Origin of the sequence: Azospirillum griseum (assembly GCF_003966125.1) — a bacterium.
Taxonomy (GTDB): Bacteria; Pseudomonadota; Alphaproteobacteria; order Azospirillales; family Azospirillaceae; genus Azospirillum; species Azospirillum griseum.
Genome location: NZ_RXMA01000028.1, coordinates 19160 through 45111 on the forward strand (window position 1 = coordinate 19160; position 25952 = coordinate 45111).

25 protein-coding genes are annotated in these 25952 nt (G+C 66.4%); 8 read left to right on the forward strand and 17 right to left on the reverse strand.

The window, feature by feature from the left end:
* Positions 1-168 precede the first annotated feature (168 nt).
* Positions 169-396 (forward strand): hypothetical protein, encoded by a 228-nt coding sequence (locus EJ903_RS21660; protein WP_126619382.1) that lies wholly within the window; start codon positions 169-171, stop codon positions 394-396.
* Between the two features lie 142 nt (positions 397-538).
* The gene (locus EJ903_RS21665; RefSeq protein WP_126619384.1) at positions 539-1828 is read left to right on the forward strand and encodes a replication-associated recombination protein A; all 1290 of its coding nucleotides are present in this window, start codon (positions 539-541) and stop codon (positions 1826-1828) included.
* A 25-nt stretch (positions 1829-1853) separates the two neighbouring features.
* On the opposite strand, the gene EJ903_RS21670 is transcribed toward EJ903_RS21665, so the two are convergent.
* Positions 1854-2276, reverse strand: coding sequence for a hypothetical protein (locus EJ903_RS21670; protein WP_126619386.1), 423 nt, complete (start codon positions 2274-2276; stop codon positions 1854-1856).
* Between the two features lie 126 nt (positions 2277-2402).
* On the opposite strand from EJ903_RS21670, the gene EJ903_RS21675 reads away from it, so the two are divergent.
* On the forward strand, positions 2403-2663 hold the full coding sequence (locus EJ903_RS21675) for a hypothetical protein (protein WP_126619388.1): 261 nt from the start codon (positions 2403-2405) through the stop codon (positions 2661-2663).
* A gap of 40 nt (positions 2664-2703) precedes the next feature.
* Here the strand turns inward: EJ903_RS21675 and EJ903_RS21680 are convergent, their stop codons facing one another.
* The 5 genes from EJ903_RS21680 to rpsM form a co-directional block, all read right to left on the reverse strand.
* On the reverse strand, positions 2704-3219 hold the full coding sequence (locus EJ903_RS21680; protein WP_246015829.1) for a YqaA family protein: 516 nt from the start codon (positions 3217-3219) through the stop codon (positions 2704-2706).
* Between the two features lie 173 nt (positions 3220-3392).
* Positions 3393-3821, reverse strand: coding sequence for a 50S ribosomal protein L17 (rplQ, locus tag EJ903_RS21685; RefSeq protein WP_126619392.1), 429 nt, complete (start codon positions 3819-3821; stop codon positions 3393-3395).
* 175 nt (positions 3822-3996) lie between these two features.
* A complete protein-coding gene (locus EJ903_RS21690) occupies positions 3997-5013 on the reverse strand; it encodes a DNA-directed RNA polymerase subunit alpha (protein ID WP_126619394.1) in 1017 nt (338 codons plus the stop codon).
* A gap of 130 nt (positions 5014-5143) precedes the next feature.
* Complete coding sequence (gene rpsK, locus EJ903_RS21695) at positions 5144-5542, reverse strand: 30S ribosomal protein S11 (protein WP_119830003.1); 399 nt, start codon at positions 5540-5542, stop codon at positions 5144-5146.
* 18 nt (positions 5543-5560) lie between these two features.
* The gene (gene rpsM / locus EJ903_RS21700) at positions 5561-5929 is read right to left on the reverse strand and encodes a 30S ribosomal protein S13 (RefSeq protein ID WP_126619396.1); all 369 of its coding nucleotides are present in this window, start codon (positions 5927-5929) and stop codon (positions 5561-5563) included.
* A 396-nt stretch (positions 5930-6325) separates the two neighbouring features.
* Between rpsM and pyk the strand changes: the two genes are divergently transcribed.
* Entirely contained in the window at positions 6326-7801 is a 1476-nt protein-coding gene (gene pyk / locus EJ903_RS21705) for a pyruvate kinase (RefSeq protein WP_126619397.1), read from the forward strand.
* An 87-nt stretch (positions 7802-7888) separates the two neighbouring features.
* Here the strand turns inward: pyk and EJ903_RS21710 are convergent, their stop codons facing one another.
* The 4 genes from EJ903_RS21710 to EJ903_RS21725 all read right to left on the reverse strand — a co-directional run bounded on the left by EJ903_RS21710 (position 7889) and on the right by EJ903_RS21725 (position 13052).
* Complete coding sequence (locus EJ903_RS21710; protein WP_126619399.1) at positions 7889-9295, reverse strand: hypothetical protein; 1407 nt, start codon at positions 9293-9295, stop codon at positions 7889-7891.
* A 208-nt stretch (positions 9296-9503) separates the two neighbouring features.
* Positions 9504-10046: a tetratricopeptide repeat protein gene (locus EJ903_RS21715; protein WP_246015831.1), complete on the reverse strand. Its 543-nt coding sequence runs from the start codon at positions 10044-10046 to the stop codon at positions 9504-9506.
* Positions 10047-10332: 286 nt separating this feature from the next.
* On the reverse strand, positions 10333-12474 hold the full coding sequence (gene fusA / locus EJ903_RS21720; RefSeq protein WP_126619403.1) for an elongation factor G: 2142 nt from the start codon (positions 12472-12474) through the stop codon (positions 10333-10335).
* Between the two features lie 230 nt (positions 12475-12704).
* Complete coding sequence (locus EJ903_RS21725; protein WP_126619404.1) at positions 12705-13052, reverse strand: RidA family protein; 348 nt, start codon at positions 13050-13052, stop codon at positions 12705-12707.
* Between the two features lie 277 nt (positions 13053-13329).
* Between EJ903_RS21725 and EJ903_RS21730 the strand changes: the two genes are divergently transcribed.
* Positions 13330-15630, forward strand: a complete 2301-nt coding sequence (locus tag EJ903_RS21730; protein WP_126619406.1) for a DNA topoisomerase — start codon at positions 13330-13332, stop codon at positions 15628-15630.
* A 45-nt stretch (positions 15631-15675) separates the two neighbouring features.
* Here EJ903_RS21730 and zapE read toward each other — a convergent pair whose 3' ends face one another.
* On the reverse strand, positions 15676-16845 hold the full coding sequence (zapE, locus tag EJ903_RS21735) for a cell division protein ZapE (protein WP_126619408.1): 1170 nt from the start codon (positions 16843-16845) through the stop codon (positions 15676-15678).
* A gap of 200 nt (positions 16846-17045) precedes the next feature.
* Between zapE and EJ903_RS21740 the strand changes: the two genes are divergently transcribed.
* Positions 17046-18860, forward strand: a complete 1815-nt coding sequence (locus tag EJ903_RS21740; RefSeq protein ID WP_126619410.1) for a sensor histidine kinase — start codon at positions 17046-17048, stop codon at positions 18858-18860.
* Positions 18861-18894: 34 nt separating this feature from the next.
* Here the strand turns inward: EJ903_RS21740 and pdxY are convergent, their stop codons facing one another.
* The gene (pdxY, locus tag EJ903_RS21745; protein ID WP_126619412.1) at positions 18895-19755 is read right to left on the reverse strand and encodes a pyridoxal kinase PdxY; all 861 of its coding nucleotides are present in this window, start codon (positions 19753-19755) and stop codon (positions 18895-18897) included.
* 185 nt (positions 19756-19940) lie between these two features.
* Between pdxY and EJ903_RS21750 the strand changes: the two genes are divergently transcribed.
* Complete coding sequence (locus tag EJ903_RS21750) at positions 19941-20828, forward strand: HpcH/HpaI aldolase/citrate lyase family protein (RefSeq protein WP_126619414.1); 888 nt, start codon at positions 19941-19943, stop codon at positions 20826-20828.
* 30 nt (positions 20829-20858) lie between these two features.
* Here the strand turns inward: EJ903_RS21750 and ftsY are convergent, their stop codons facing one another.
* From ftsY to dapF, 5 genes are read right to left on the reverse strand one after another with little or no spacing between them, the layout of a single operon-like run.
* Entirely contained in the window at positions 20859-22061 is a 1203-nt protein-coding gene (gene ftsY / locus EJ903_RS21755) for a signal recognition particle-docking protein FtsY (RefSeq protein WP_126619416.1), read from the reverse strand.
* 13 nt (positions 22062-22074) lie between these two features.
* On the reverse strand, positions 22075-23364 hold the full coding sequence (gene mtaB / locus EJ903_RS21760; protein ID WP_126619418.1) for a tRNA (N(6)-L-threonylcarbamoyladenosine(37)-C(2))-methylthiotransferase MtaB: 1290 nt from the start codon (positions 23362-23364) through the stop codon (positions 22075-22077).
* Positions 23354-23635: a DUF2442 domain-containing protein gene (locus EJ903_RS21765; RefSeq protein WP_126619420.1), complete on the reverse strand. Its 282-nt coding sequence runs from the start codon at positions 23633-23635 to the stop codon at positions 23354-23356. The genes mtaB and EJ903_RS21765 overlap by 11 nt, the downstream gene beginning before the upstream one ends.
* Positions 23636-23639: 4 nt before the next feature.
* On the reverse strand, positions 23640-23900 hold the full coding sequence (locus EJ903_RS21770; RefSeq protein ID WP_126619422.1) for a DUF4160 domain-containing protein: 261 nt from the start codon (positions 23898-23900) through the stop codon (positions 23640-23642).
* Positions 23893-24747, reverse strand: a complete 855-nt coding sequence (dapF, locus tag EJ903_RS21775; RefSeq protein ID WP_126619424.1) for a diaminopimelate epimerase — start codon at positions 24745-24747, stop codon at positions 23893-23895. Before dapF ends, EJ903_RS21770 begins: the two co-directional genes overlap by 8 nt.
* Before the next feature lie 181 nt (positions 24748-24928).
* Here dapF and EJ903_RS21780 point away from each other — a divergent pair, with 181 nt between their 5' ends.
* The gene (locus EJ903_RS21780) at positions 24929-25918 is read left to right on the forward strand and encodes a CorA family divalent cation transporter (protein ID WP_126619426.1); all 990 of its coding nucleotides are present in this window, start codon (positions 24929-24931) and stop codon (positions 25916-25918) included.
* Positions 25919-25952: the final 34 nt, after the last annotated feature.

Below are 25952 nucleotides of genomic sequence, written 5' to 3' on the forward strand. Positions count from 1 at the left end.
CCGGGGCGGGTGGACAGGGCGGATCGGCTGCATTTGCCGAAAATAGGAAAGTGTTGATCGCACCCCACCGCTGCGCTTAACTGTATCCCACACACAGGCGCAATCAACGGCCACCCGCCCACCGACTCGGTCGGTTCCGGATTCGGGCAGGCCGCAAAAGGGTTCAAGATGGCCAAAAAGCACGTCCAGGTCGGACAGGTGTTCCAGCCGGTCGGCGCGGCCAAGGGGCGCGCGTGGCGGGTGACGGAAACCGTCACCTTGCTCGGCATTCCGCACGCCCGCGTCGTCAGCACCGAAGACGACGGGGTGTCGAAAACCCTGAGCTGTTCGGTTCTGATCGACAGCGATCATTACAAGCTGATCGCCTCGGCTCCGCTGGACGGCGTGGCGGCGTAACCGGACGCCCACCGGCTTCTGTTCGACCAGAGTGAGCGCGCCGCCAGACCCGCAAGTCTGGTGGCGTTTTCTGTTTGCGCGGCCCGCTGTGTTCCCCCACTGTTCTCCCATAGCGCCCGAACAGACCGCCCCGGCCCTGCCCATGTCATCCAGCCTTTTTGCCGAACAGGCCCCGCGCCCGCTGGCCGACCGCCTGCGCCCCACACGGTTGGCCGAAGTGGTCGGCCAGGACCACCTGCTGACACCCGACGCGCCCATCGGGCGGATGGTGGCGGCGCGCAACCTGTCGTCGATGGTGCTGTGGGGCACGCCCGGTTGCGGCAAGACCACCATCGCCCGCCTGCTGGCCGAAGCGACCGACCTGCATTTCGACGCGGTGTCGGCCCTGCAAAGCGGCGTGGCCGATCTGCGCAAGCTGTTCGACGCCGCACGCGGGCGGCGCGCCGGTGGGCGCGGAACCCTGCTGTTCTGCGACGAGGTCCATCACTTCAACAAATCGGTGCAGGATATCTTCCTGCCCTATCTGGAGGATGGGACCATCACCCTGGTGGGGGCGACCACCGAAAACCCCAGCTTCGAGCTGAACGCGGCCATCCTGTCGCGCGTCCAGGTCTTCGTTCTGCGGCGGTTGGACGAGGAATCGCTCGCCGCCCTGCTGACGCGCGCCGAATCCCATCTTGGCCATCCCCTGCCGTTGACCGACGACGCGCGCGCCGCGCTGGTGACGATGGCCGACGGCGACGGGCGTTTCCTGCTGAACATGGCCGAACAGATCGACGCGCTGTCGGGGGGCGATGCGCTGGACGCCGCCGGTCTGGGGCGGGTGCTGCAACGGCGGATGCCGTCCTACGACAAGGCCGGGGATGGCCATTACAATCTGCTGTCGGCCTTCCACAAGAGCCTGCGCGGGTCCGACGCCGACGCCGCGCTTTATTGGATGTGCCGGATGCTGGCGGCGGGGGAGGATCCGCGCGTGATCGCCCGCCGCATGCTGTGCGTCGCCAACGAGGACATCGGGCTGGCCGACCCCAACGCCATCGTGCAGGCGCTGACCGCCTGGGAAACCTATGAACGGTTGGGACCGGCGGAGGGGGAACGGGCGCTGGCGCAGGCCTGCCTGTATCTGGCGACCGCGCCGAAATCCAACGCGGTCGAGGTCGCCCTGTCCGAAGCCCGCGCGCTGGCCCGCAAGACCGGCAGCGTCATGCCGCCGATGCACGCGGTGAACGCGCCGACGCGGATGATGAAGGATCTTGGCTACAAGCAGGGCTACATCTACGACCACGACACACCGGAGGGCTTTTCCGGCCTGAACTACTTCCCGCCCGGCGTGGAGCGCCACAGCTTCTACCGCCCGGTGGAGCGCGGTTTCGAGCGCGAGATCCGCAAACGCCTGACCTATTGGGGCAACCTGCGCGGGCGGCGGTCCTGACCGGATCCGCCGCCCGGTTTCGGTCTTACCGAACCGCGTTGCAGCGCTGGAAGCACTGCTTGAGCTGATAGCTGCAATTGTCCGACGGGGTGAAGGGACCACCGGCGTCCGGGCGCTCCAGCCCGCTCTGGGTGCGGGCCGCCACCGAATCCATGCACATGTTCAGGCTGCGCTCGCACTGGGTGCGGCAGGTGCCGCCGCCGCTGGTGTCGCCGTTCAGGCGCAACGACTGGTCATCGCCCTGGGCAGCCCCACCGGCCGGGGTCGCCGGGCGCGCCGCGTTGGGCTTGCTGGCCGGAACCTGGGGCAGTGCTGTGGAACCGGCGGACGCCGTCGCCGACGGGGCGGCCACCGACGCGGCGCGCGGCGCGGGTTGGTCGGCGCAGGCGGTCAGGCCAAGCAACGCCACCGCAACCAGCGAAGCAAAAAGGCGGATCGGACGGAACATGCCACACGGCTCCTATTCTTCTTTGTGCGAAGATGGTATGCGGCTGGGCGGAATGCCACGCTCGCGGGTCCATCCCCGGATCGACCCCAATATGCCGGGAACCGGCCCCAGAAGGGAATGACCCAAATGACACCCAACCCCGCGAACCCGACCCCGAACCGCAAGAGCCGGCTGTTGTTCGCCGCGCTGCTGGTGGTCGGGTTGGTGATGCTGGTCGCCCGCACCGCCTCCCGTCCCGACGTCGGCTTTGGCGAAATGCTGGTTCCCGCCCTGGGCGGGCTGGCCGTGGCCGGGGCCATCGCCCTGATCGTCCGCCAGGACCGCCGGGACCGCGCCGCCCTGCCCGCCACCCAGCGCAATCGCCAGGACCACGGCACGCCCAATTGAGAGGGGGAGGCGGAGCGAACGCTCCGCCCGCCGAAGTCCCTCAGACGAATTTGAAGCTCAACAGGCCGCCGACCACGACGACCAACAGCAGGGTCGTGACCAGCATCAGGCGCTTTTCGATGATCGCCTGCACTTGTTCGCCGTAAAAATGCAGCAGCACCGCGATCATGTAGAATCGTGAAAAGCGCGCGATGATCGAGCAGAGCACGAACACCGTCAGGTCCAGATGGGCGAATCCGGCGGTGATGGTCAGCAGCTTGTAGGGGATCGGCGTCACCCCCTTCAAAATCAGGAACCAGGGGCCATAGGCGGCGAACATCTCCTGGAACCGCAGGAAGGAGTCCTGCGCGTCGTACAAATCGATGATGAGCCGCCCCAGGCTTTCAAACAGATAGAATCCCAGCGCGTAACCGAACACACCGCCCAGCAGGGACGCCAGCGCACACAGGTTGGTGTAGAACCACAGCTTTTTCGGCTGGGCCAGACACATCGGAATCAGCATCACGTCGGGCGGCAGCGGAAAAAAGGAGCTTTCCGCAAAGGACACGGCGGACATCCACCACACGGCATCCCGACGAACCGACAAGCGCTGAATGCGGTTGTAAAGGGAACGCAACATTTCACCGGCCCCATACAAGAAAACCCTCTCTTCGGCGCACCGAAGAGAGGGTCGTTCTTCATCCTATACCGGTCTTGCCCGGTGAAAAGCAAGGACCGGATGTGTGGATGTTACTCGTCAGCCGCAGCGTCCGTGTCGACGGCGTCGCCGGTCGGGCCGGAATTCTGGCCCTTGGCGTCCGCGTCACGGTCCACCAGCTCGAACACGGCCATGTCGGCGGCGTCACCATAGCGGAAACCGGCCTTCAGAACGCGGGTGTAGCCACCCTGACGGTCCTTGTAGCGGTCGGCCAGAACGGTGAACAGCTTCGTCACCATCTCGTCGTCGCGCAGCTGAGCGTAGGCCAGGCGACGGTTGGCCAGGCCACCCTTCTTGCCCAGGGTGATCAGCTTGTCGACGATGGCGCGGAGTTCCTTCGCCTTCGGCAGGGTGGTGGTGATCTGCTCGTGCTTGATCACCGCGTTCGCCATGTTCGAGAACATGGCCTTGCGGTGGCTGGTGGTCTTGCTGAGCTTACGTCCCGAAACGCCGTGACGCATGGCGGTCCTCCTTCATGGCTTGGCCCCCCTCGGGGAGCCGATCGTGAACCCCGCCGCCCAGACCGGCGGTCTGGTACGGCAACGGGGGCGGGCGATTGCCCTGGAAACAGCACCCTCCCCCACCCGTGCCCGCGCAGGGCGGAAACGGGCGGGCGAGGGTGCGGAACAAAACGGCTTAGTACGGCTCTTCCAGACGCTTGGCCAGTTCCTCGATGTTCTCGGGCGGCCAGTTCGGGATTTCCATACCCAGGTGCAGGCCCATCTGGGACAGCACTTCCTTGATCTCGTTCAGCGACTTGCGGCCGAAATTCGGCGTGCGCAGCATTTCCGCTTCGGTCTTCTGAACCAGATCGCCGATGTAGACGATGTTGTCGTTCTTGAGGCAGTTGGCCGAACGAACCGACAGCTCCAGCTCGTCCACCTTGCGGAGCAGGTTCTTGTTGAACGGAACCTCCTCGTGCTTCTCCTCGGAGACGGCGTGCGTCGGCTCTTCGAAGTTGATGAACAGCTGCAGCTGGTCCTGCATGATGCGGGCGGCGAGCGCCAGCGCGTCATCCGGCTTCACCGAGCCATTCGTCTCGATGGACATCGTCAGGCGGTCGTAATCGGTGACTTGGCCGACGCGGGCGTTGTCAACCTTGTAGGACACCTTGCGGACCGGCGAGAACAGGGCGTCGATGGGGATCAGCCCGATCGGCGCGTCTTCCGGGCGGTTCTGGCTGGCGGGGACATAGCCCTTGCCGGTCTCGACCGTCAGTTCCATGTTCAAGCGCGCGCCGTTGTCCAGCGTGCAGATGACCAGATCGGGATCCATGACCTGGATGTCCGGCCCGGTTTCGATCATGCCGGCGGTGACTTCGCCCGGGCCATCGGCGCGCAGGCGCATGCGCTTCGGGCCGTCGCCGCCCATGCGCAGGCCCATCGTCTTGATGTTCAGGACGATGTCGGTCACGTCCTCGCGGACGCCGGGGATCGACGAGAACTCGTGCAGAACACCGTCGATGTGGATCGCCGTGACCGCAGCGCCCTGCAAGGAGGAGAGCAGGATGCGACGCAGCGCGTTGCCGAGCGTCAGGCCGAAACCGCGTTCCAGCGGCTCGGCGACCACGGTCGCGGAGCGGTCGGCGTCATCGCCGGGCTGGATGTCCAGCTTACTCGGCTTGATCAGCTCTTGCCAGTTCTTTTGAAGCACGGGAGACCTCAATTGCCATCAGGTGAAAACGAACCCGCAGGAATCCGCCACCCCCATTCTGGGACGGTTGCGATGGCTGCAACCGTCCGTCCCGGGGTGGATGATTCCTGCGGATGCGGAAACCAACAGGTTAGACGCGGCGCTTCTTGGGCGGGCGAACACCGTTGTGGGGGATCGGCGTGACGTCGCGAATCGAGGTGATCTGGAAGCCGACCGACTGGAGGGCGCGCAGGGCGGACTCACGCCCCGAACCCGGACCCTTCACTTCGACTTCCAGGGTCTTCATGCCGTGTTCCTGAGCCTTGCGGCCAGCGTCCTCGGCAGCCACCTGGGCGGCGTAGGGGGTCGACTTGCGCGAACCCTTGAAACCCATGGTGCCCGACGACGACCAGGCAATGGTGTTGCCCTGCGCGTCGGTGATGGTGATCATCGTGTTGTTGAACGAGGCGTTCACATGCGCGACGCCAGCGGTGATGTTCTTACGCTCACGACGACGCAGACGCTGCGAGGCGGCGGACGGCTTGGCCATGGAAGGTAATCCTCTGTCTTACTTCTTCTTGCCGGCGATCGGCTTGGCCGGACCCTTGCGGGTGCGGGCATTGGTGTGGGTGCGCTGACCGCGAACCGGCAGGCTCTTGCGGTGACGCAGGCCGCGATAGCAGCCCAGGTCCATCAGACGCTTGATGTTCATCGCGACTTCGCGACGCAGGTCGCCTTCGACGCGATAGTCGGCGTCGATGGTCTCGCGAATCTTCAGGACTTCGTCGTCCGTCAGTTGATTCACACGACGCTCGGCCGGAATGGCCAGCTTCGTGCAGATTTCCTTGGCCTTGAAGGGGCCGATGCCATGGATGTAGGTCAACCCGATCTCCACACGCTTCTGCGCGGGGATGTTGACGCCAGCAATACGCGCCACGCCTGCTCTCCTCGATTCCCGTCGGCCACCCGGCAGGGCGACCGATGATCCACGCGCGCCGAAAGTCAGATCCCCCTGAAACCCGGCGCGCAAAACGTCGTTCGTACCCGGATAGGGCACGAGAGGGTGCGACTATAGAAAATACCCGGAACTTGTCAAGGCGGAAAGCCATGGTCCGGGGTCTGTCCGACCCACGGACGAAGGCCTAAACGACCGTGCGGCGGAACGCAAGCGCGACTCCGCAGGACTTCCGCAGGAATCCGACACGCTGCCCCTTGATTGGCGCATAATGATGCGGCAACTACCATCAGAACGGATTGTTCGAACCAACGGACAGCCACGGCGCACCAGTCTCAGCCCCATCACCACACGATCAACCTGCAAAGGCTTGCCTTCATGACCACGACTGGCACGACGCCGACCGACCACGCCCCGACTCACCGCACGCCGATCCGACGCTCCCGCCTGACCAAGGTCGTGGCCACCCTCGGCCCGGCCTCCGCCACGCCGGAGATGATTCGCACCCTGTTCGAAACCGGCGTCGATGTGTTCCGCCTGAATTTCAGCCATGGCAGCCACGCCGACCATGGCGCGCGCGTCAAGATTCTCCGCGATCTGGAGGCCGAGACCGGCCGCCCCATCGCCATCATGGCCGACCTGCAAGGCCCCAAGCTGCGCATCGCCACCTTCGCCAACGGCCCCATCGCGCTGACCGCCGGGCAAAAGTTGCGGCTGGACCTGTCGAAGGAACCCGGCGACTCGACCCGTGTCGGCATGCCCCACCCGGAGATTTTCGCCGCCCTGACCCCGGACACCGACCTGCTGCTGGACGATGGCCGCGTGCGGCTGCGCGTGGTCGGTTGCGGGCCGGAGCACGCCGACACCGTGGTGGTGTCCGGCACCAAGCTGTCCGACCGCAAGGGCGTGAACGTGCCGGGCGTGGTCCTGCCGCTGTCGCCGCTGACCAAGAAGGACCGCGAGGATCTGGTCTTCGCGCTCGACGCCGGGGTCGATTGGGTGGCGCTCAGCTTCGTCCAGCGGCCGGAGGATGTGGCGGAGGCCCGTCGCCTGATCGGGGGTCGCGCCTCGCTGCTGTCGAAGCTGGAGAAGCCGCAGGCCATCACCCACCTGACCGAGATCATCGAGCTGTCGGACGGCATCATGGTTGCCCGTGGCGACCTGGGCGTCGAGCTGCCCGCCGAAGACGTGCCGACCCTGCAAAAGCGCATCGTCCGCGAATCGCGCCGGGCGGGTAAGCCGGTGATCGTCGCCACCCAGATGCTGGAATCGATGGTCGGCGCACCCGCCCCGACCCGCGCCGAAGCCTCGGACGTCGCCACCGCCGTCTATGACGGGGCCGATGCGGTGATGCTGTCGGCGGAAACCGCCTCGGGCGATTACCCGGTCGAAGCGGTGTCGATGATGGACCGCATCACCCGCCGGGTGGAGCATGACCCGCTCTACCGCACCATCATGGACGCCCAGCACCCCGACCCGCAGCAGACCGCCGCCGACGCCATCACGGCGGCGGCCCGGCAGGTCGCCCACACCATCCAGGCGGCGGCCATCGTCACCTACACCACGTCGGGGTCCACCACGCTGCGCGCGGCGCGGGAACGGCCGGAACAGCCGATTCTGTGCCTGACCTCGGCGTTGGAAACCGCGCGGCGCTTGCAGTTGGTGTTCGGCGTCCACGCCGTCCACACCTCCGACTGCGCCAACTTCGCCGAAATGGTGCAGAAGGCCACCCGTGCGGCCTTTGACGACGGGCTGGCCAAGGACGGGCAGCGTCTGGTCATCACCGCCGGTGTCCCCTTCGGCACTCCGGGCAACACCAACATCCTGCGCATCGCCTGGGTCGGGGCGGAGTAACCCCCCCTCATCCTTCACGGCAAATGCCCCTGCAAATGCTCTGGTGATCCCGCCCGCCGCGCCCGTTGCGCGGCGGGCGTTTCTCTGTCAGGCCGGTTCCACCACGCGCAGCGGCTCCGGCGACACCACCGGCGGCTGTTCAACCACCGGGGACACCGGAGGCTCGGGAGCTGGGTCGGCAACAGTCGTGGGGCCGAAAGCGGCGGGCAACACGGTCCCCTTGCCAAGCGTGAACAGCCGCTCCCGCTCCTGCCGGATGTAGGGCAGATCGAAGTTCAGCTTGATCTCGATGTTGCGCCAGATCTGGCGCAGGCGTTGAACATGCAGATCCTCGCCGATGGAGCGGACCACCGACTCGAGGTTGTCCAGGGTGATGCCGCGATCGGCCTGGACCACCGTCTTGCCATCGGTCTTCGGCGTGTTGAGCGCCGCCAGCAGCAGCGGGCGCGACTCCGGACGCTCCATAAAGCGTTCGATGTCGAAGATGGTGCGGATGTTGATCCCCCGCAGCGCTTCGATCTGGTCCAGGTCCAGAGCCAGAATCAGTTGCGCCTGCGCCACCCAGTCGAGCGTCTCGTAGATGCCATAGGGGGTTTCCACGAACAGCAGAATGGGGTTGGCCGTCGCCAGATTCTGCACATCCTCGATCTCGAATTCGGCCAGCCGGAATTTGATCGCTGAGTCGATTCCCATGATCATGTCGATGGGGTATTCGCGGACAAAGCCCTGCGCGCGCGGGTCGATCCGCCGGATCTGCAACTGCGGCACCCGGCTCAACAGCGTTTGCAACCCCAGGCGCGGGAAAAAGCCGACCAGAAAGGCCAGAACCAGTTCCGGAACCCGATCCCCCATAGCGCTGGCCGGGGTGGCCTGGGCCATGTCCATGTAACCATGGTGCAGCGTGACCGAGGTGATGCAGGCCAGAATGATGTGCGCCGTCACCCGCAGGAAGGAAATCGGCGACAGGTCGTAATTGGAAATACGCCGGACCAGATAATCGATGGACCAGACATAGGCCCCGAAGAAGGTGAAGGTCAGCACGGCGATGCTCTGGAGCTGATAGTCCATCATCACCTTCAGGCTGGCCGGGTCGGTGTTGGTCAGGGTGATGCCGCTGAACAGGGGTTGGAAATGCTCCAGCCGTTCGCGGGTCAGCACCACACCGCTGGCGGTCACGAAGCCGCTGAACGTCACCATGATGAAAACCAGCACCGGCAGCAGATAGGCCCGCCATTCCGACGGCTGCCGCCCTTCGGAAAAATGCGGCAAGGCGCGGTATTTGTAGGCGGCGAATTCAAAGGATGGAATGAGCGTGCTGCTGCCCTCGATGCGGAAGACCGACTCCAGGTCGGCGATGATCTTCTGGCGCACCGTCTTGATGTTGCTGCGACCGATGAAGATGGTCAGCGGCAGCAAAAAGGACAGGCACAGCAGCCCCATCAGGCTGATGACCCGGAGTTCGCTGGCCATTTCAAAAAAGAGCTGTGTCGTCATCCCACACCGCGCGTCTGGACCGGTTTGCAACGCGACCGCCGCGCACCACACACGCGCGATCACAGGCTCAACCCTTCTCTACGCTCATAACGGGATGATCTGAAGCGTTTTGCTCGAATTCGATCCGGGAGGATGAACCGGAGCGGTCCCACGCCGGACGGGTTTACTCCGGAGGGGTTTACACCGGACAGGTTTACACCGGACAGGTTTACAGGGCGACCCCGGCGTAGACCGTGCGCCGCAGGTTGTCGGCCTGTTGCCGCACCTTGACGAGATGGGGGTTGATCGCCAACGCGGCGTCAAAGGCTTTCAAGGCGGCCTCCGGCTGGCCCACCGCCAGATAGACCAGACCCAATTCGGTCAAGGCCCCGAAATGGCGCGGCTCCAGGCTCAAGACCCGGCGCAGATCCTCCAGCGCCGCCCGATTCCGGCCCAGCATGTAATGGGCCGCCGCCCGCTTGTTCCACCCCTCGGCGTAGGTGGGATCAAGCGTGACCACCGTGTCAAAGGCCGCCAAGGCGGCGGTGTAGTCATCGTTGTTGAAGCTGAACACACCGGCTCGCATCACCCGGATCATCTCGGCGTTCGGATTGTCCAGCCACAGGTCCCAGATGTGTTCTTCCAGCGATTCGGCATAGGCCGCGTCGGTCGTGGCCCGCAGCGCCGCAAACAACGGATCGAGGCGCACACCGCCCTGCCCCGCCCCGGCGGGGACAACGATGGTCAACAGCACCATCAGCAGCAGGGTCATGAATCGCCGAATCACCATGCCTCAAATTTGCGCATGGTTCTGGCAAACCGCCAATTCCTTTTTGATTACCGAAATCGGTTAATTTTTGTAAATGCAAGAAAAATCCAACACAGGCCCGCGACATTGTGTCAGACCAGACACATTGCGACCGATTCCAACCCGACACCGCCCAAAACGGACACGGCCCAAAACGGACACGGCCCGGAAACAAGGTTGCCCCGAAACGACAAAGGCCAGCGGATCGCTCCGCTGGCCTTGCCGTATCACACCGTCACAACCGAGGCAGTTAGGCCTTGTTGTTGCGGCCCGCCACGATTTCGTCGGTGACGTTGCGCGGCACCGGCTCGTAGTGGCTGAACTCCATGGTGTAGGACGCACGGCCCGAGGTCATGCCACGCAGCTGGCCGATGTAGCCGAACATTTCGTTCAGCGGGACGTTGGCTTCCACGGCGATGTTCGAGCCACGCTCCAGCTGACCCAGCACGGTGCCACGGCGGCGGTTCACGTCGCCGATCACGTCGCCGAGATAGTCGTCCGGCGTCACGATCTCGACCTTCATCACCGGCTCCAGCAGGATCGGACCGGCCTTCGGCAGAGCTTCGCGGAAGCAAGCCTTGGCGGCGATTTCGAACGTCAGAGCGTTCGAGTCGACGTCGTGGTACTTGCCGTCCACCAGGCGGGCGCGGAAATCGACCGTCGGATAGCCGGCGAGCACGCCGTCTTCCTTCTGCATTTCCAGGCCCTTCTTGACCGACGGAACGTATTCGCGGGGAACGGTGCCGCCGACGGTCTCGTCGAGGAACTCGAAGCCCTCACCGCGCTCGCGCGGCTCGAAAACGATCTTCACTTCGGCGAACTGGCCCGAACCGCCGGTCTGCTTCTTGTGGGTGTAGGTGTATTCGATCGGCTTGGTGATCGCTTCGCGGTAGGCGACCTGGGGCTTGCCCATGTTGCCTTCCACGTTGAACTCCGTGCGCATGCGGTCGAGCGTCACTTCCAGGTGCAGCTCGCCCATGCCGCGCAGGATGGTCTGGCCGGTTTCACGGTCGGTTTCCAGACGCAGCGACGGATCGGCGCGGACCATCTTGCCGAGCGCGATGGAGAACTTCTCCTGCTCGCCCTTGGTCTTCGGCTCGACCGAGACGCTGATGACGGGGTCGGGGAAGCGCATGCGCTCCAGGATCACCGGCGCGGTGGCGTCGCACAGGGTGTCACCGGTCTCGGTCTCCTGCAGGGAGACGAGCGCGATGATGTCGCCGGCGCGGGCTTCTTCGATCGGGTTGGCGTCCTTCGCGTACATCTCGACCATGCGGCCGATCTTTTCGCGCTTGCCACGGGTCGAGTTCAGGATCGACATGCCCTTGGTCAGCACGCCCGAATAGACGCGCACGAAGGTCATCGAGCCGTAGGTGTCGTTCAGCACCTTGAAGGCCAGCGCCGAGAAGGGCGCGTCGTCGGAGCTGAGACGCTCACCGTTCGGGTTGCCGTCCTCGTCCACCGTCTTGATGGCTTCGACGTCCGTCGGGGCCGGCAGCAGATCGACAACCGCGTCCAGAACCTGGCAAACGCCCTTGTTCTTGTAGGACGAGCCGCAGAGGACCGGGGTGAAGGCGCTGGTGATGGTGCCCTTGCGCAGGCAGGCGCGCAGCACGTCGGCCGACGGTTCCTCGCCCGTCTCCAGATAGACTTCCATCGCCGCGTCGTCCTGCTCGAGCGCGGTGTCAACCAGCTCGGCGCGCAGGGCCGGGATGCTGGCGATGTTGTCCAGATCTTCCTTGACGGTCAGGTTGAGCTTGGCCGCGAGATCGTCGGTGATCTCCCAGACTTCCCACTTGGCGTCCTTGTCGTCCGAGAACCAGACATACGCCTTCATCTCGACCAGATCGACCATGCCACGGAAGTTGTCTTCCGAGCCGAGCGGAACCTGGATGCAGACCGGACGCGCGTTCAGGCGGGTCTTGATCATGCCGACGCAACGCTGGAAGTTCGCGCCCGAACGGTCCATCTTGTTGACGTAGCAGATGCGCGGCACGTTGTAGTTGTCGGCCAAACGCCAGTTGGTTTCCGACTGCGGCTCCACACCGGCCACGCCGTCGAACACCACGACCGCGCCGTCGAGCACGCGCAGCGAACGGTTCACCTCGATGGTGAAGTCCACGTGGCCCGGGGTGTCGATGACGTTGATCTTCTTCTCGCGCCAGAAGGTCGAAACAGCGGCCGACTGAATGGTGATGCCGCGCTTCTGCTCCTGCTCCATGTAGTCGGTCGTCGTCGACGTCTTGAGATCCTTCGTCTCGTGCACGTCGATGATCGTGTGCTTGCGACCGGTGTAATACAGGATGCGTTCGGTCGTCGTGGTCTTACCGGCATCGACGTGCGCGATAATACCGATGTTGCGGATGTCAGACAGTGGCGTTTGGCGCGGCATGTTGCGGTTCCATTGCAGATACGCGGCAACCGAGGCGCATCCCATCGGGAGACGCCGCCTCGGCAGCAGAGGTTGGTCGGGGTTTTACGGTCGATCCGTTAAGGCGTCATTAACATTCTGTAAACCGGCGAAGGATTTCGGCGGTTTATGGAAGCGCGAGGCCCTCACAGCGTTCGGGCCACGCCGGCACACCCCAACCGAGGCTGCCGGGTTGCCCCGTATCCACCGCCTTACTTGGCGGCGATCACCTGGATTTCCACGAGATACTCCGGCGCGGCGAGCGCGGCTTCCACCGTGGCGCGGGCGGGCGTGTTGCCCGCCGCGACCCAGGAATCCCACGCCTTGTTCATCGCGCCGAAGGTGGCGATGTCCACCAGATAGATGGTGGCCGACAAAAGCTTGGTCTTGTCGGTCCCGGCCTCGGCCAGCAGGGAATCGATCTGGGCCAGGATCTGGCGGGTCTGGTTTTCGACATCGGGCGTCGGCTGGTCGGCGACCTGACCGGCGAGATAAACCGTGTCGTTGTGGACAACCACCTGACTCATGCGCGGTCCGATGTGGAAGCGCTGGATCGACATGATAGAAAGACTCCGGGTTCCGAGGCAAAAGATCGGCTAGGTCTATGCCATTCCCGCCCCGGCGCGAAGTGAAAAATGCGTGACCGGGCGTCAGGGCTGCCCGGCGCAGTGTCCGACACCGCAAGAGCCACCGCAAAGACCGCCTCAACGACCACCGTGACGACCGGCTTGGCCACACCCGACCACACCCGGCGGATGGGAACAAAAAGGGAAAAAATCACGCGCGGGGGCCGTCGCGTTCTTGATCCGTTTCCGACACTCCCGTATCCTGACGGTCATGACGACGCTCATCATCACGGAAAAATCCAGTCAGGCGAAGGACCTGCGCGCGGCCCTGGGAACGCGCTACGGGCGCATCCTGCCCGCCGAGGGGCATTTGCTGCGGCTGGCCGAACCGGATGAGGTCGATCCGGCGTGGAAGCGCTGGACGCCGACCCTGCTGAAGCCCGAGGGCCTCTACCCCACCCGCCCCGACAGCGGCGGCAACAAGGCGGCCAAGCTCCAGGCGATCCGGGAGGCGCTGAAGGGTTGCGACGGCGTGATTCTCGCCACCGATTGCGACCGCGAGGGGCAGTTGATCGGCCAGGAGATTTTGGAGCATGTCGGCTATCGCGGCCCGGTCCAGCGCGCCATCTTCACCGCGCAGGACCCCAAGACGCTGCGCGACGCCTTCGCCCGGCTGAAGCCGAACGCGGAGCTGCGCCCGATTTACGAGGCGGCGGTGGCGCGCCAGCAGGCCGACCAGATCTTCAACCTGTCGCTGACCCGGACCGCGACCAAGACCCTGCTGGCCCCCGGCGCGCAGGGCGTGATCGGCATCGGGCGGGTGAAAACCCCCACGCTGGCCATCGTCTGCCTGCGCGAGTTGGAAATCCGCGATTTCGTGCCGGAAGATTATTTCGAGGTGGTGGCGACCGCCACGGTTCCCGGCGGCTGTTTCCAGATGCGCCACGCCCCGGCCCCGAAGGACCGCATCAAGGACCGGGCGCGGGCCGAGGCCATCGCGCGGGCCGCCGATGGGCATGATGGCCCGCTGGCGGTGTCGGTGGAGGACAAGCGTCAGGCCCCGCCCAAGCTGTACGACCTGCCCGCCCTGCAAAAGACCTGCGGCCAGCGGTGGGGCTGGAGCGCGGACCGCACCCTGTCGGTGGCGCAAGAGCTGTATGACGGCGACGGCAAAAAGCTCATCACCTACCCGCGCGCCGAGGCCCGCTATCTGGCGGAAAACCAGATCGCCGACGCGCCGCGACTGGTCGGCGCGCTCACACGCCTGCGCGGCTTTGCCCATCTGGGCGAGCATATGGACGTCGACCGCCCGGTGATCCGCAAGGGCAAATCGGGGCATTTCTGCGACCGCGCGCTGGAAGGGGTGTCGCACCACGCGGTGATTCCCAACGTCAATGTGATGGACGATCTCGACGCACGGCTGGTGCGCCTGAGCGACGATGAAAAGCGCCTGTTTGCGCTGATTTGCCGCTCCTACCTCGCCGCCGTCATGCCCGATTACGCATACCGGCAGACCAGCGTCGGCATGGCGGTTCAGGTCGATGGCAAGCCGGTTCCCTTCCGCGCGGTGGGCCGCATCCCCTTGATCATGGGCTGGAAGGCTGCCTTCGCCTCGGCCGAATCCGATGGCAAGGCGGAGGAGGAGACCGAACAGACCCTGCCCAACCTGCGCGACGGCGAAGCCGCCCGCCTGTCGGAACCGAAGGTGGAGGCCAAACGCACCCAGGCCCCGCCGCGCTACAACGAAGGCACCCTGGTCGATGCCATGCAGAACGCCTGGCGCTTCGTCGAGGATCCGGCCCTGCGCGACCGGCTGAAGGAGGCCAAGGGCATCGGCACCCCGGCCACACGCGCCGAGATCATCAAGGGCCTGCGCAAACAGAATCTGTTGGGGGCCGATGGCAAGTGGCTGTCGCCGACGCCCGCCGGTCTGCGCCTGTTCGAAACCCTGCGCGCCGCCGCCCCGACGCTGGTCGATCCCGGCACAACCGCGCTGTGGGAATTGAAGCTGGACGAGGTGGTGACGGGCCGCGCCGATTTCCGCGCGGTGATCGACGCCATCGCCGCCGAGGCCGACCACCTGATCGGCGCGCTGGTCGGGCAACGCGGCGCGGCGGTCGATCCCGGCCTGCCCGCCACGCGCGGCCGTTTCGGGACCAAATCCGGGTTTAAGCCTGGGGCCAAGACCGGGGCCAAGCGCCGTGCCACGGGGAGCCGCACGGCGTCAGCGGAAACCGACGCCGCCCCACGCACCCGCCGCCGCAAAACAGCGGTGCCGCTTGACGGCGACTCCGCCGTGACGGACAGCCCGCCGACCAAGCCGCGCCGGACGCGCAAGGCCAAGACCGCCGCATCGGCTCCAGAACCGCCAGCCACTTCTTCCGCAGCCACCGACACCTCATCGCCGCCCGCCGCCCCGCGCGCGGGTGGTGGGGCGTGGCGCAAGGAACCGACCGACAAGATGCTGGCCTTCGCCCGCAGCCTGGCCGAACGCAAGAAGATCGAGCTTCCCGCCGCCTGTCTGGCCGATTTCGACCAGTGCCGCCAGTTTCTCGACCAGCACACGCGCTGAAACACCCCGGCGCGACCATGGCCAGGACGTTTCAGCGCCGTTGGTTCACGCCAGATGCGGGCTTTTCAGGTAATCCTCGGCCTGCATCTCCATCAGGCGGCTGACCGTGCGTTCGAACTCGAAGGCGTGGGTCCCTTCGGGATACAGGCGCTCCGGCGGGCCTTCGGCGGCGATCATCAGGTTGACCCGGTGCTCGTACAGCGCGTCGATCAGCGTCATGAAGCGCTTGGCCTCGTTGCGCATCTCGTCCTTCATCGTCGGCACGCCGTCGATCAGCAGCGTGTGGAAATGGGTGGCGATGGCCAGATAGTCCGCCGCCCCCAGCGGCTTGCCGCACATGTCCTGGAAACCGACCCAGGCCACGCCCTTGGCCGCCCGCGCGATCTCCACCCGGCGGCCCTGCACCGTCAAATGGGTGGGGTCCGGCGTCGCCCCGCCGGTCAGGGTGGCGAAAGTGTCGGCCATCGCCCGGTCCGCCGCCGCCCCCAGCGGGTGATGGTAGATCGGTTGACCCTTCAGCCGGTCCAGCCGGTAATCGGTCGGCCCGTCGAGCGACAGAACGTCGAGCTTGTCCTTCAGCAGCGCGATGAAGGGCAGGAACAGATCGCGCTGCAAGCCGTCCTTGTAGAGCATGTCGGGCGGCCAGTTCGAGGTCGCGACCACCACCACGCCCAGTTCGAACAGGTGGGTGAACAACCGCCCCAGGATCATCGCGTCGACGACGTTGGTGACGTGGAATTCGTCAAAGCACAGCAGCCACGCTTCGCCCGCCAGGGCGCGGGCCAGTTCGGGCAGGCTGTCGTCGGCCCCGCCCGCCTTGACCTTGCCCGATTGGCGGTGGTCGTGAATGCGCTGGTGCACCTCAAGCATGAATTCGTGGAAATGCACGCGGCGCTTGCGGTCCACCGGGGCGCTGTCGAAGAACAGATCCATCAGCATGGATTTGCCGCGCCCGACCCCGCCATAGAGATACAGCCCCTGCGGCGCGGTGGTCGCCACCTCCGGCGACGGCGTGGCGCGGCGGCGGCCCAGACCGAAACGCTCCAGCCAGCCACCGCCCGCCGCCTTGGCCTCCCCCGCCGCCTGCGGCTGGTAGCCCTTCAGGGCGTGATAGAGGCTTTGGAACTTCTCGGCCGCCAGCTCCTGATCGGGATCGGGGCGGAGGGTGCCGGTTCCGCGACGGGCGCGGTACAGCGAAAGCGGACCTTCGGTCATGGGGGGCATCGCCGGGGGCTGGACGGAGGACGGCGTTTGTCCTAGCCGATGCCATGCTGCGGAGCAACGCCGCTGTCGCCACGGCACCCATGCGCGCGCGCCCTGCGGCCCCCCCTGCGACACGGTTAAGCTTTCTTTACAAGGTCGGCTTCTTTAATCAGGACGCACCCTGCCCGCCGCCCACCGAACACACCGCCATCATGGACGAGTCTGCATCGCCCGCCCTGCCCCCGCCCCCGACCCGCCGACCGCCGGTGCTGGGGGGCGCTTTGGCGTCGGTGCGCTTCCTGATGCTCGCCTCCGGTCTGGCCTTCATCCTGGTTGTCAACGGCTTGATCGGATACGGCATTTTCCAGCGCTACGGGGAATCGCTGGACGCGGGCGCGCGGGCCACCCGCGATCTGGCCCGGCTGCTGGAACAGCACACCGCGCGCGTCCTCAGCACCCCCGACCGACGGTTGGGCAATCTGGACGGGCTGGCGGCGCGGCTGGATCAGGCGCGCGACGGCGGTCCGGGCCGCGCGCTGCTGCTGCGCCACGACGGAACCATCCTGCTGGAACGGCCGGACCGCAAGGCCGCACCGCCCACCTTCGCCGACTGGCCCACCCTGCGCGACGCGCTGGCGGATCGGGAGGAGATCGGCCTGCGGGCGTTGGCCCCGGACGGGCAGGACAGCCTGGTCAGCCTGCGGCGGGTGGAGGGGCATCCCTACCTCGTCGCCGCCACCCTGCCGCGCGCCGACGCCCTGACCGACTGGCGGCGAGACACCGCCGCCTGGGCCGCGATCGGGGTGGTGATGACCATCGCCATCGCCCTGCTCACCGCCTTCGTCGTCCGCCAGCACGCGCGGCTTGAGGAGGATCAGGCGCAATTGGCCGCCGCGTCCCGCCGGATTCGCGGAATTCTCGATTCGATGCTCGACGCCGTCGTCACCTTCGACGCCGATGGCCGCATCCTCACCTTCAACCGGGCGGCGGAGCGCATGTTTGGCGCGGCGGCGCGCGACATGGTCGGGCAATCGATCAACGCGCTGATTCCCGATGGCGTCATCAGCGCCAACGACCATGACCTGACCGCGCTGCGGCCCGATGGCCGGGCCTTTCCCATCGGCTTCATGGTCAGCGACCTGCACGTGATCGACCAACCCGACGAGGCCCGAACCGCTCCGCACGTCTTCGTCGGCGTGATCCGCGACATGACCCGGCGGAAAAAGCAGGAGGCCGAACTCATCGCCTCCAAAACACAAGCCGAGTTGGCCAACCGGGCCAAGAGCGAGTTCCTCGCCAACATGAGCCACGAGTTGCGCACACCGCTCAACGCCATCATCGGTTTTGCCGAAATCCTGAGCAGCGACTTTTTCGGGGTGCTGAACGCCCGGCAAAAAAGCTGCGTGCAGGACATCCACGACAGCGGGGCGCATCTGCTGTCCATCGTCAACGCCGTGCTCGACATGTCCAAGCTGGAATCGGGCCATTACGAGGTGCAGGAGGAGGCGGTGGAGGCGCATGAGGCCATCGCCCAATGCCTGATGATGGTGCGCGACCGCGCCAACGCCAACGGTGTGGCCCTGCGCAACGAGGCCGCCGCCGCCATCGCCACCCTGTGGGTGGACCGGCGCGCCTTCAAACAGGTGATCCTGAACCTGCTGTCCAACGCCGTGAAATTCACCCCATCGGGCGGCAGCGTCACCATCACCGCCGGTCCCGACCGGGACGGCGGTTTTTCGTTAAGCGTGCGCGACACCGGCATCGGCATCCCGGCGGAGTTCATGGACGACCTGTTCCAGGCCTTCCGCCAAGCGGAAAACAGCGCCAACCGGCGTTACGAAGGAACCGGGCTGGGCCTGTCCATCGCCAAGAATCTGTTGGATCTGCACGGCGGCTCGCTGACCTGCCGCAGCGTGGTCGGCGGCGGCACGACGATGACGGTGCATCTGCCCGCCACACGCCTGCTGCCGCCCGGCGTCACGCGCAGCGGCCACAGCCGCACGGGCGCACCGCACGGCGCACCCTGATCCACCCCGCCAAAGCTCAATCGCGGCGAGGTGGTCAGCGCACCCGCGTGGCGGTGAAGCGCTGGGGCGGGTTCACAAAGGCGTCCTGCGCGGCGATCAACTGCAACTCGCGCGTGCCCATCCGCCCGGTGACGTCAAAGATGGCGTAGATCGCCGCCGCCGCCTGCTCCAACGCCTCGCGCGGGTCGAAACCCTTCAGGTAATGGGCCAGGAACAGCGCGGCCACCGCGTCACCCGATCCGTTCGGCGGCGGTTCCAGCGCCAGACGCGGCGTCTCCACCAGCCACGCGCCATCGGCGTCGTCCACCAGCATTTCGATGCGGTCGGCGGCGGCGTCGCGGCGGGTCAGACTCGTCACCAGCACCAGACGCGGGCCGCGCGCGCGCAGGGCTGCCGTCGCCGCCAGCGCGTCGTCCAGCGTGGCGATGGGGCGGTCGGCCAGAAACTCCAGCTCGAACTGGTTGGGCGTCAGCAGATCGGCGGCGGGAACCGCGTGGGTCTTGATGAAGTCCGGCAGACCGGGCCGCACGAAGAAGCCGCGCCCGACATCGCCCATCACCGGGTCGCAGCAATAGATCGCCTGCGGGTTGGCGGCCTTGACGCGGGCGGCCGTGTCCACGATCACCCGGCCCAGCCCGACATCGCCCATATAGCCGGACAGCACGGCGTCGCAGCGGGGCAGAACCTCGCGCGCGGCGATGCCGTCCACAATCTCGGCGATGTGTTCGGCGGTGAAGACCTGCCCGGTCCACGCGCCATAGCCGGTGTGGTTGGAAAACTGGACGGTGTTCACCGCGACGGCGTCGATTCCCAACCGCTGCAACGGAAACACCGCAGCCCGGTTGCCGACATAGCCGTAAGCGACGTGCGATTGGATCGAAAGGACGGTCTTCATGGGCAAAAGCCTATGCGACCCTCCGCGCCCGGTAAACCCATGATCGGGTTGAGGGGATGGGCCAGATCGCGCATGGCTGCCATGCCGCCGCGCCGGTCGGGCCTATGGCGGCATGGACAGCGGTGGGGGCTGCGGATCATTCTGCCGCACCGCAAACCTTCCGTCGCCTTCCGGGGAATCGCACCATGGCCATGACCGTCCGCCCGCGCCGCAGCGTCCTTTACATGCCGGGGTCCAACGCCCGCGCGCTGGACAAGGGGCGCAGCCTGCCCGCCGACGGCCTGATCCTGGATTTGGAGGACGCCGTGGCCCCGGACGCCAAGGCGCAGGCCCGCGACACCATCGCCCAGGCCATCGCCGCCGGTGGCTATGGCGGGCGAGAGCTGGTGATCCGCACCAACGGGCTGAACACGCCCTGGGGTTATGACGATCTGCGCATGGCCGCCACCAGTGGGGCCGACGCCGTGCTGTTGCCCAAGGTGGAAAGCGCCGACGCGGTGCGGCAGGCCGAATCGCTGCTGCGCGCCGCTGGCGCGCCGGACAGCCTGCGCCTGTGGTGCATGATGGAAACGCCGCTGGGGATGCTGAACGCCAAGGAGATCGCCGGGGCCTCGCCCACGCTGGGCGCGCTGGTGCTCGGCACGTCCGATCTGGCCAAGGACCTGCACGCCGCCCACACGCGCGACCGGCTGCCGATGCTGACCAGCCTTGGCCTGTGCCTGCTGGCCGCCCGCGCCTATGGTCTGGCGGTGCTGGACGGGGTGCATCTGGATCTGAACGACGAGGAGGGCTTTGCCCAGTCCTGCCGCCAGGGGCGCGAGCTGGGCTTTGACGGCAAGACGCTGATCCACCCCAAGACCATCGCCGCCTGCAACGCCGTGTTCGGCCCCGACGCCGAGGAGATCGCCCAGGCGCATCGCCTGATCGCCGCCCACGCCGAAGCCGCCGCGCAGGGCAAGGGCGTGGTGCTGGTCGATGGCAAGCTGGTGGAAAACCTGCACGTCGAAAACGCGCGCCGTCTGGTCGCGCTCAGCGACGCCATCGCGGCGTTGGAAGGCAACGCCCAGGGGTAAAGCGGACGGACGGAGTGGTGGGGCCGGAGGTCAGTCGGCGTTCAGCCCCATCAGCGATTTGGCGAAGGCGTCGGCGTCGAAGGGGCGCAGGTCATAGACGCCCTCGCCCACGCCAATGGCGTGGACCGGCAGCTTGAATTTTTCGGCCAGCGCGACCAGCACGCCGCCACGCGCCGAGCCGTCCAGCTTGGTCAGGATCAGGCCGTTGACGTTCACCATGTCGCGGAAAATCTCGACCTGGCTGTGGGCGTTCTGGCCGGTGGTGGCGTCCAGCGTCAACAGGGTGGTGTGCGGCGCGCTCTCGTCCACCTTCTTGATGACGCGGACGATCTTGCGCAGCTCGTCCATCAGCCCGGCCTTGTTCTGCAAACGCCCGGCGGTGTCGATCAGCAGCACATCCACCCCTTGCGCCCGCGCGCGCTCCACCGCGTCAAAGGCCAGACCGGCGGCGTCGGCCCCGGTGTCGCGCGCGATCACCTCGCAGCCGGTGCGCTCGCCCCAAATCTTCAATTGGCTGACAGCGGCGGCGCGGAAGGTGTCACCCGCCGCCAGCATCACGCTTTTGCCCTCCGCCCGGAACTGGCGGGCGAGCTTGCCGATGGTCGTGGTCTTGCCGGTCCCGTTGACGCCGACCAGCAGGATGACGTGGGGCTTGCGCGCCGGGTCGATGACCAAAGGCTGGGCGATCGGGCTGATGGTCTTGGCGATTTCGGCGGCCAGGAAGCCCTTGACCTCCTCCGCCGTCACCTCCTTGCCGAAGCGGGTGCGGGCCAGCTCCGCCGTCACCTTGGCCGCCGTGGTCGGGCCAAGGTCGGCGGTGATGAGCAGCTCCTCCAACTCCTCCAGCGCGGCGTCGTCCAGCTTGCGCTTGGTGAAGATGCCGGAAATCCCCTCCGTCAGCTTGGAGGAGGATTTCGCCAGCCCTTCCTTCAGACGGAAGAACCAGCCCTTCTTGGTCGGCGGCGGTTCGTCGATGATCGGTTCGGCCACCGCGACGTTGGCGGTTGGTTGCGGAGCCGGAACGGTGTCGATTGGGTGCGAAAACGCAACGGACGTTGGTTCCGCTTCCGAAACAACCTTCGCTTCGGAAGCCGCCACCTCCGCCGTGGTCGCCGCGTCGTCGGCAACCGCTGGCGCGGCTTGCGGCAAGGCGGATTGATCCGACCGGTCCGGCGTTTCGGGCTTGCGGGCGTCGTCTTCGGGCTTCTTGCGGCCGAACCAGCGCAAAATCATGGGATGTCCGCTTTTACAAAAGGGTGCCGGTCAGCGCGCCATCGGCCACGCCGGTGATGGTGGCGCGCACCACCGATCCGGGGGGAAGGGTGACGCCCAGACGGATTTCAGCAAAATGTTCGGTGCGGCCCAGATCGTCCTTTTCGATCAGGACCGACGCGGTGCGCCCGACCAGCGACGCCAGCGTGCGCGCCTCCGCTTGCGCGCCCACGGCGCGCAGGCGGGCGGCGCGCTCCTTGCGCACCCCACCGTCGATCTGTGGCATCCGCGCGGCGGGCGTGCCGGGGCGCGGGCTGAAGGGGAAGACGTGCAGCCAGGTCAGGCCACAATCCTCGACCATCTTCAGGGTGTTGGCGAACATCTCCTCGGTCTCCGTCGGGAAACCGGCGATGAAATCGGCCCCGAACACGGCGTCGGGCCGCAGACGGCGCACGCGCTCGCAAAAGGCGACGGCGTCGGCCCGGCTGTGGCGGCGCTTCATCCGCTTCAGGATCATGTCGTCGCCCGCCTGGAGCGACAGGTGCAGGTGCGGCATCAGGCGCGGTTCCTGCTCGATCAGGCGCCACAGATCCTCGTCCATCTCGATGCAGTCGAGCGAGGACAGGCGCAGACGCGGCAGCTCCGGCACGCAGGCCAGAAGGCGGCGGACCATCTGCCCCAGCGTCGGCGCCCCCGGCAGATCGGGGCCGTAGCTGGTGATGTCCACGCCCGACAACACCACCTCGTTGTAGCCCGCGCGGACCAGCGCCTGGACCTGCTCCACCACCGCGCCAATGGGAACGGAGCGCGAGGGGCCACGACCGAAGGGGATGATGCAGAAGGTGCAACGGTGGTCGCAGCCCTGCTGCACCTGGACAAAGGCGCGGGCGCGATCCTCGAACCCGCCGATGAGATGACCGGCGGTCTCCTTCACCGACATGATGTCGTTGACCAGCACCTTTTCGGTCGGCGGCAGCCCCCAGCTTTCGGCCTGCAGCTTTTCCTGATTGCCGATGACCTGATCGACCTCTGGCATGGCGGCAAAGCGCTTGGGGTCGATCTGGGCCGCACAGCCGGTCACGACGATGCGGGCACCGGGCCGTTCCCGCCGCAGCTTGCGGATGGTCTGGCGGGCCTGCCGCTCCGCCTCCGACGTCACCGCGCAGGTGTTGACGATGACCACATCCTCCAACCCGGCGTTGCGGGCGTGGGTGCGCATCACCTCGGACTCATAGCTGTTCAGACGGCACCCGAAGGTGACGATCTCCGGATCGCGCGCCTCGGTCGGCGGAGGAGCGCTGTCGGGCGCAGCATCAGCGGGCATGTGCGTTTCCCCTCGCGGTCGGCAACGGCGCGCCGGTCACGGCGGCGTACAGCACCACCGGGTCGAGATCGGCCCCGTTCGGCCAGACGATGGTTCCCAAATCCGCATCGACCCGAACGGCGGTGAAGACGTCCGGGTCGCGCAGCGGGGCGAACACGCCGGTGAAGTCCACCATCGACGCAACATCCACCGCTCCTTCGGCCCCGTCCTCGAACCGGAGTCGCAAGCGATGGCCGTCCAGCGGCTGCACGGCAATGATGTCCTTCAGCATCGGCTCATTCCAACGGAGCAATCGGCTTCAAGGTGGCGTGCGCACGCGCCAATTCCCAGTCCGCCCGAAGCTCTTCCTTATGCCTTGCGGCCCATTCCGACACCAGCCCCATCGCGCGCGGCGACAGTTCCCCCTCGATCACCCCGAGAGTCTCGATGTCGATGGCGGCCTTTTGTTGGCCATACCGCGCGTGGAAATGCGGCGGGGCGTGGTCGTTGTAGTACATGGCGATGATGATACCGAAAAACCGGCACAGCTCAGGCATCGACGCGGTCGCCTGGCCCAACCAGCTCCGCCGACAGCCGCCCCCGGAAGCTCACGGCGATGGGGCCGGTCATCAGCACGCGGTTGTCGGGCGTCCATTCGATGGTCAGGGTTCCGCCGTCCAGGATGACGTCGGCCTTGCGTTCGGTCAGGCCCCGGCGCACCGCCGCCACCTGGGTGGCGCAGGCCCCGCTGCCGCAAGCCTGGGTGACGCCCGCGCCCCGTTCCCACACCCGCATGCGGATTTGGGTGGGCGACAGGACTTGCGCGAATTCAATGTTGGCGCGTTCGGGGAAGGCGGCGTGATGCTCCAGCGCCGACCCGATGTCCGCCAACGGGACCGCACTCACATCGTCCACCAGAAAAACGGCGTGCGGGTTGCCCATGTTGACGGCGACGGGGGCGCTGTACCCGGCGTGCTCCACCGCGTCCACCCGCAGGGTGTCGGCGGGGGCGGCCAGCGGGATCGCGTCCCACTCCAGGCGGGCCGGTCCCATATCGACGGTGATCCGCCCCTGGTCGGCGCGGCTGGCGTGCAACACCCCGGCGGCGGTCTGGAAGGACACGGCGTCCGCCCCGCTTTCCTCCATCAGCAACCAGCCGATGCAGCGGGACGCGTTGCCGCAGGCTCCGACCTCGCCGCCATCGGCGTTGCGGATGCGCATGAAGGCGCTGACCCCGGGCGCGTCGGATTTTTCCAGAACGATGAACTGGTCACAGCCAACCCCGGTGCGACGGTTGGCGATCGCCCGCACCTCGGCCTCGCTGGGCTGGTAGGGCGTGTGGCGGGCGTCGATCACGACAAAGTCGTTGCCAAGCCCGTGCATCTTCAGGAATTCGCGCGTCATAGCACCGTATATAGGGCGAGCGGCGGGCCAAAGTCCACAGCGGCAACCCCGCCCGCACCCCACCCCACCCATGCCGAAACGCGATGTCGGCCATCCCCCGGCCCGCCAATCGCAAAACCGTCACACAGCCCACCGATAATGACGCGCCTCTCCCCCCTCCCCGCCCGCAGGAGCCTTTGGCGTGTCGTCTTTTGAATCCAACGACGTGGACCTGATCTGCGGCTATCACATCCCGGTCAACGGCCGGGCCACACCGATCCGCATGGCCGATGTGCCGGAGATGCTGGCGCGGACGGACGGGCTGCTGTGGCTGCATTTCAACCTGTCCTCCCAACGGGCGCGCCATTGGATCGCCGGTCAGGAATGGTTGGACGAGTTTGTGCGCGAGGTGCTGTTGGAGGGCAAGGACACCCGCACCCGCGTGGAAAGCGTCGATGACGGCCTGCTGACCGTGTTGAGCGACATCCATTACGATCTGAAATACGAGCCGACCGACATCGGGACCCTGCGGCTGTTCGTCAACGCCCGCCACCTCATCAGTTGCCGCCGCCACCCGCTGAAGGCCACCGACCGCCTGCGCCGGGCGCTGGACGACGGGCAACAGTTCGACAGCACGGTGGAGTTGCTGGCCGATCTGGTCGAGTATCTGTCCGACACGCTCGACAGCGTCACCCACACGCTGGCCGACGAGGTGGACCGGACGGAAGACGCCATTCTGGCCGAGCGGTTCCAGACCGGACGGGCCACGCTGGGGCAGGTCCGCCGCATGGTGGTCCATCTGCGCCGCCACGTCGCCCCCCAGCGCCAGGCGTTGGGCCGGGTCAGCCACAGCAACCTGCCCTGGGCGGACGAGGACGCGATGGCCCGGATGCAGAACGCCACCGGCAAGCTGGGCGATGTGCTCTATGACATCGAAGCCCTGCAGGACCGCACGAAGGTCCTGCAGGACGAATTGTCTGCCCGCATGGCGGAGGAGCAGAACCGCAACCTCTTCCTGCTGTCCTGGGTGACGGTGGTGTTCGCGCCGATGACGCTGATCTCCGGCATTTTCGGCATGAACGTTGCCGGGTTGCCCGGCGTCAGCGGCCATGAAACCGCCTTTTGGTGGGTGATGGCGCTGATCGTCGCGTCGGGAATCGGCATGTGGTTCCTGGTCAAGCCCCGGCGGTGAACGGCATGGCGATGAACGGAGCGCGGTGAACGCC

Excerpts from the sequence above, each read along its gene's own strand:
- pdxY (WP_126619412.1), bottom strand. The coding sequence starts at position 19,755 with ATGAAGACCGTCCTTTCGATCCAATCGCACGTCGCTTACGGCTATGTC.
- EJ903_RS21750 (WP_126619414.1), top strand. The coding sequence starts at position 19,941 with ATGGCCATGACCGTCCGCCCGCGCCGCAGCGTCCTTTACATGCCGGGG.
- mtaB (WP_126619418.1), bottom strand. The coding sequence starts at position 23,364 with ATGCCCGCTGATGCTGCGCCCGACAGCGCTCCTCCGCCGACCGAGGCG.
- rplQ (WP_126619392.1), bottom strand. The coding sequence starts at position 3,821 with ATGCGTCACGGCGTTTCGGGACGTAAGCTCAGCAAGACCACCAGCCAC.
- EJ903_RS21660 (WP_126619382.1), top strand. The coding sequence starts at position 169 with ATGGCCAAAAAGCACGTCCAGGTCGGACAGGTGTTCCAGCCGGTCGGC.
- dapF (WP_126619424.1), bottom strand. The coding sequence starts at position 24,747 with ATGACGCGCGAATTCCTGAAGATGCACGGGCTTGGCAACGACTTTGTC.
- rpsK (WP_119830003.1), bottom strand. The coding sequence starts at position 5,542 with ATGGCCAAGCCGTCCGCCGCCTCGCAGCGTCTGCGTCGTCGTGAGCGT.
- EJ903_RS21710 (WP_126619399.1), bottom strand. The coding sequence starts at position 9,295 with ATGACGACACAGCTCTTTTTTGAAATGGCCAGCGAACTCCGGGTCATC.
- EJ903_RS21770 (WP_126619422.1), bottom strand. The coding sequence starts at position 23,900 with ATGCCTGAGCTGTGCCGGTTTTTCGGTATCATCATCGCCATGTACTAC.
- EJ903_RS21680 (WP_246015829.1), bottom strand. The coding sequence starts at position 3,219 with ATGTCCGCCGTGTCCTTTGCGGAAAGCTCCTTTTTTCCGCTGCCGCCC.
- EJ903_RS21675 (WP_126619388.1), top strand. The coding sequence starts at position 2,403 with ATGACACCCAACCCCGCGAACCCGACCCCGAACCGCAAGAGCCGGCTG.
- EJ903_RS21740 (WP_126619410.1), top strand. The coding sequence starts at position 17,046 with ATGGACGAGTCTGCATCGCCCGCCCTGCCCCCGCCCCCGACCCGCCGA.
- pyk (WP_126619397.1), top strand. The coding sequence starts at position 6,326 with ATGACCACGACTGGCACGACGCCGACCGACCACGCCCCGACTCACCGC.
- fusA (WP_126619403.1), bottom strand. The coding sequence starts at position 12,474 with ATGCCGCGCCAAACGCCACTGTCTGACATCCGCAACATCGGTATTATC.
- EJ903_RS21715 (WP_246015831.1), bottom strand. The coding sequence starts at position 10,046 with ATGACCCTGCTGCTGATGGTGCTGTTGACCATCGTTGTCCCCGCCGGG.
- ftsY (WP_126619416.1), bottom strand. The coding sequence starts at position 22,061 with ATGATTTTGCGCTGGTTCGGCCGCAAGAAGCCCGAAGACGACGCCCGC.
- zapE (WP_126619408.1), bottom strand. The coding sequence starts at position 16,845 with ATGACCGAAGGTCCGCTTTCGCTGTACCGCGCCCGTCGCGGAACCGGC.
- EJ903_RS21665 (WP_126619384.1), top strand. The coding sequence starts at position 539 with ATGTCATCCAGCCTTTTTGCCGAACAGGCCCCGCGCCCGCTGGCCGAC.
- EJ903_RS21730 (WP_126619406.1), top strand. The coding sequence starts at position 13,330 with ATGACGACGCTCATCATCACGGAAAAATCCAGTCAGGCGAAGGACCTG.
- EJ903_RS21670 (WP_126619386.1), bottom strand. The coding sequence starts at position 2,276 with ATGTTCCGTCCGATCCGCCTTTTTGCTTCGCTGGTTGCGGTGGCGTTG.
- EJ903_RS21765 (WP_126619420.1), bottom strand. The coding sequence starts at position 23,635 with ATGCTGAAGGACATCATTGCCGTGCAGCCGCTGGACGGCCATCGCTTG.
- EJ903_RS21725 (WP_126619404.1), bottom strand. The coding sequence starts at position 13,052 with ATGTCGATCCAGCGCTTCCACATCGGACCGCGCATGAGTCAGGTGGTT.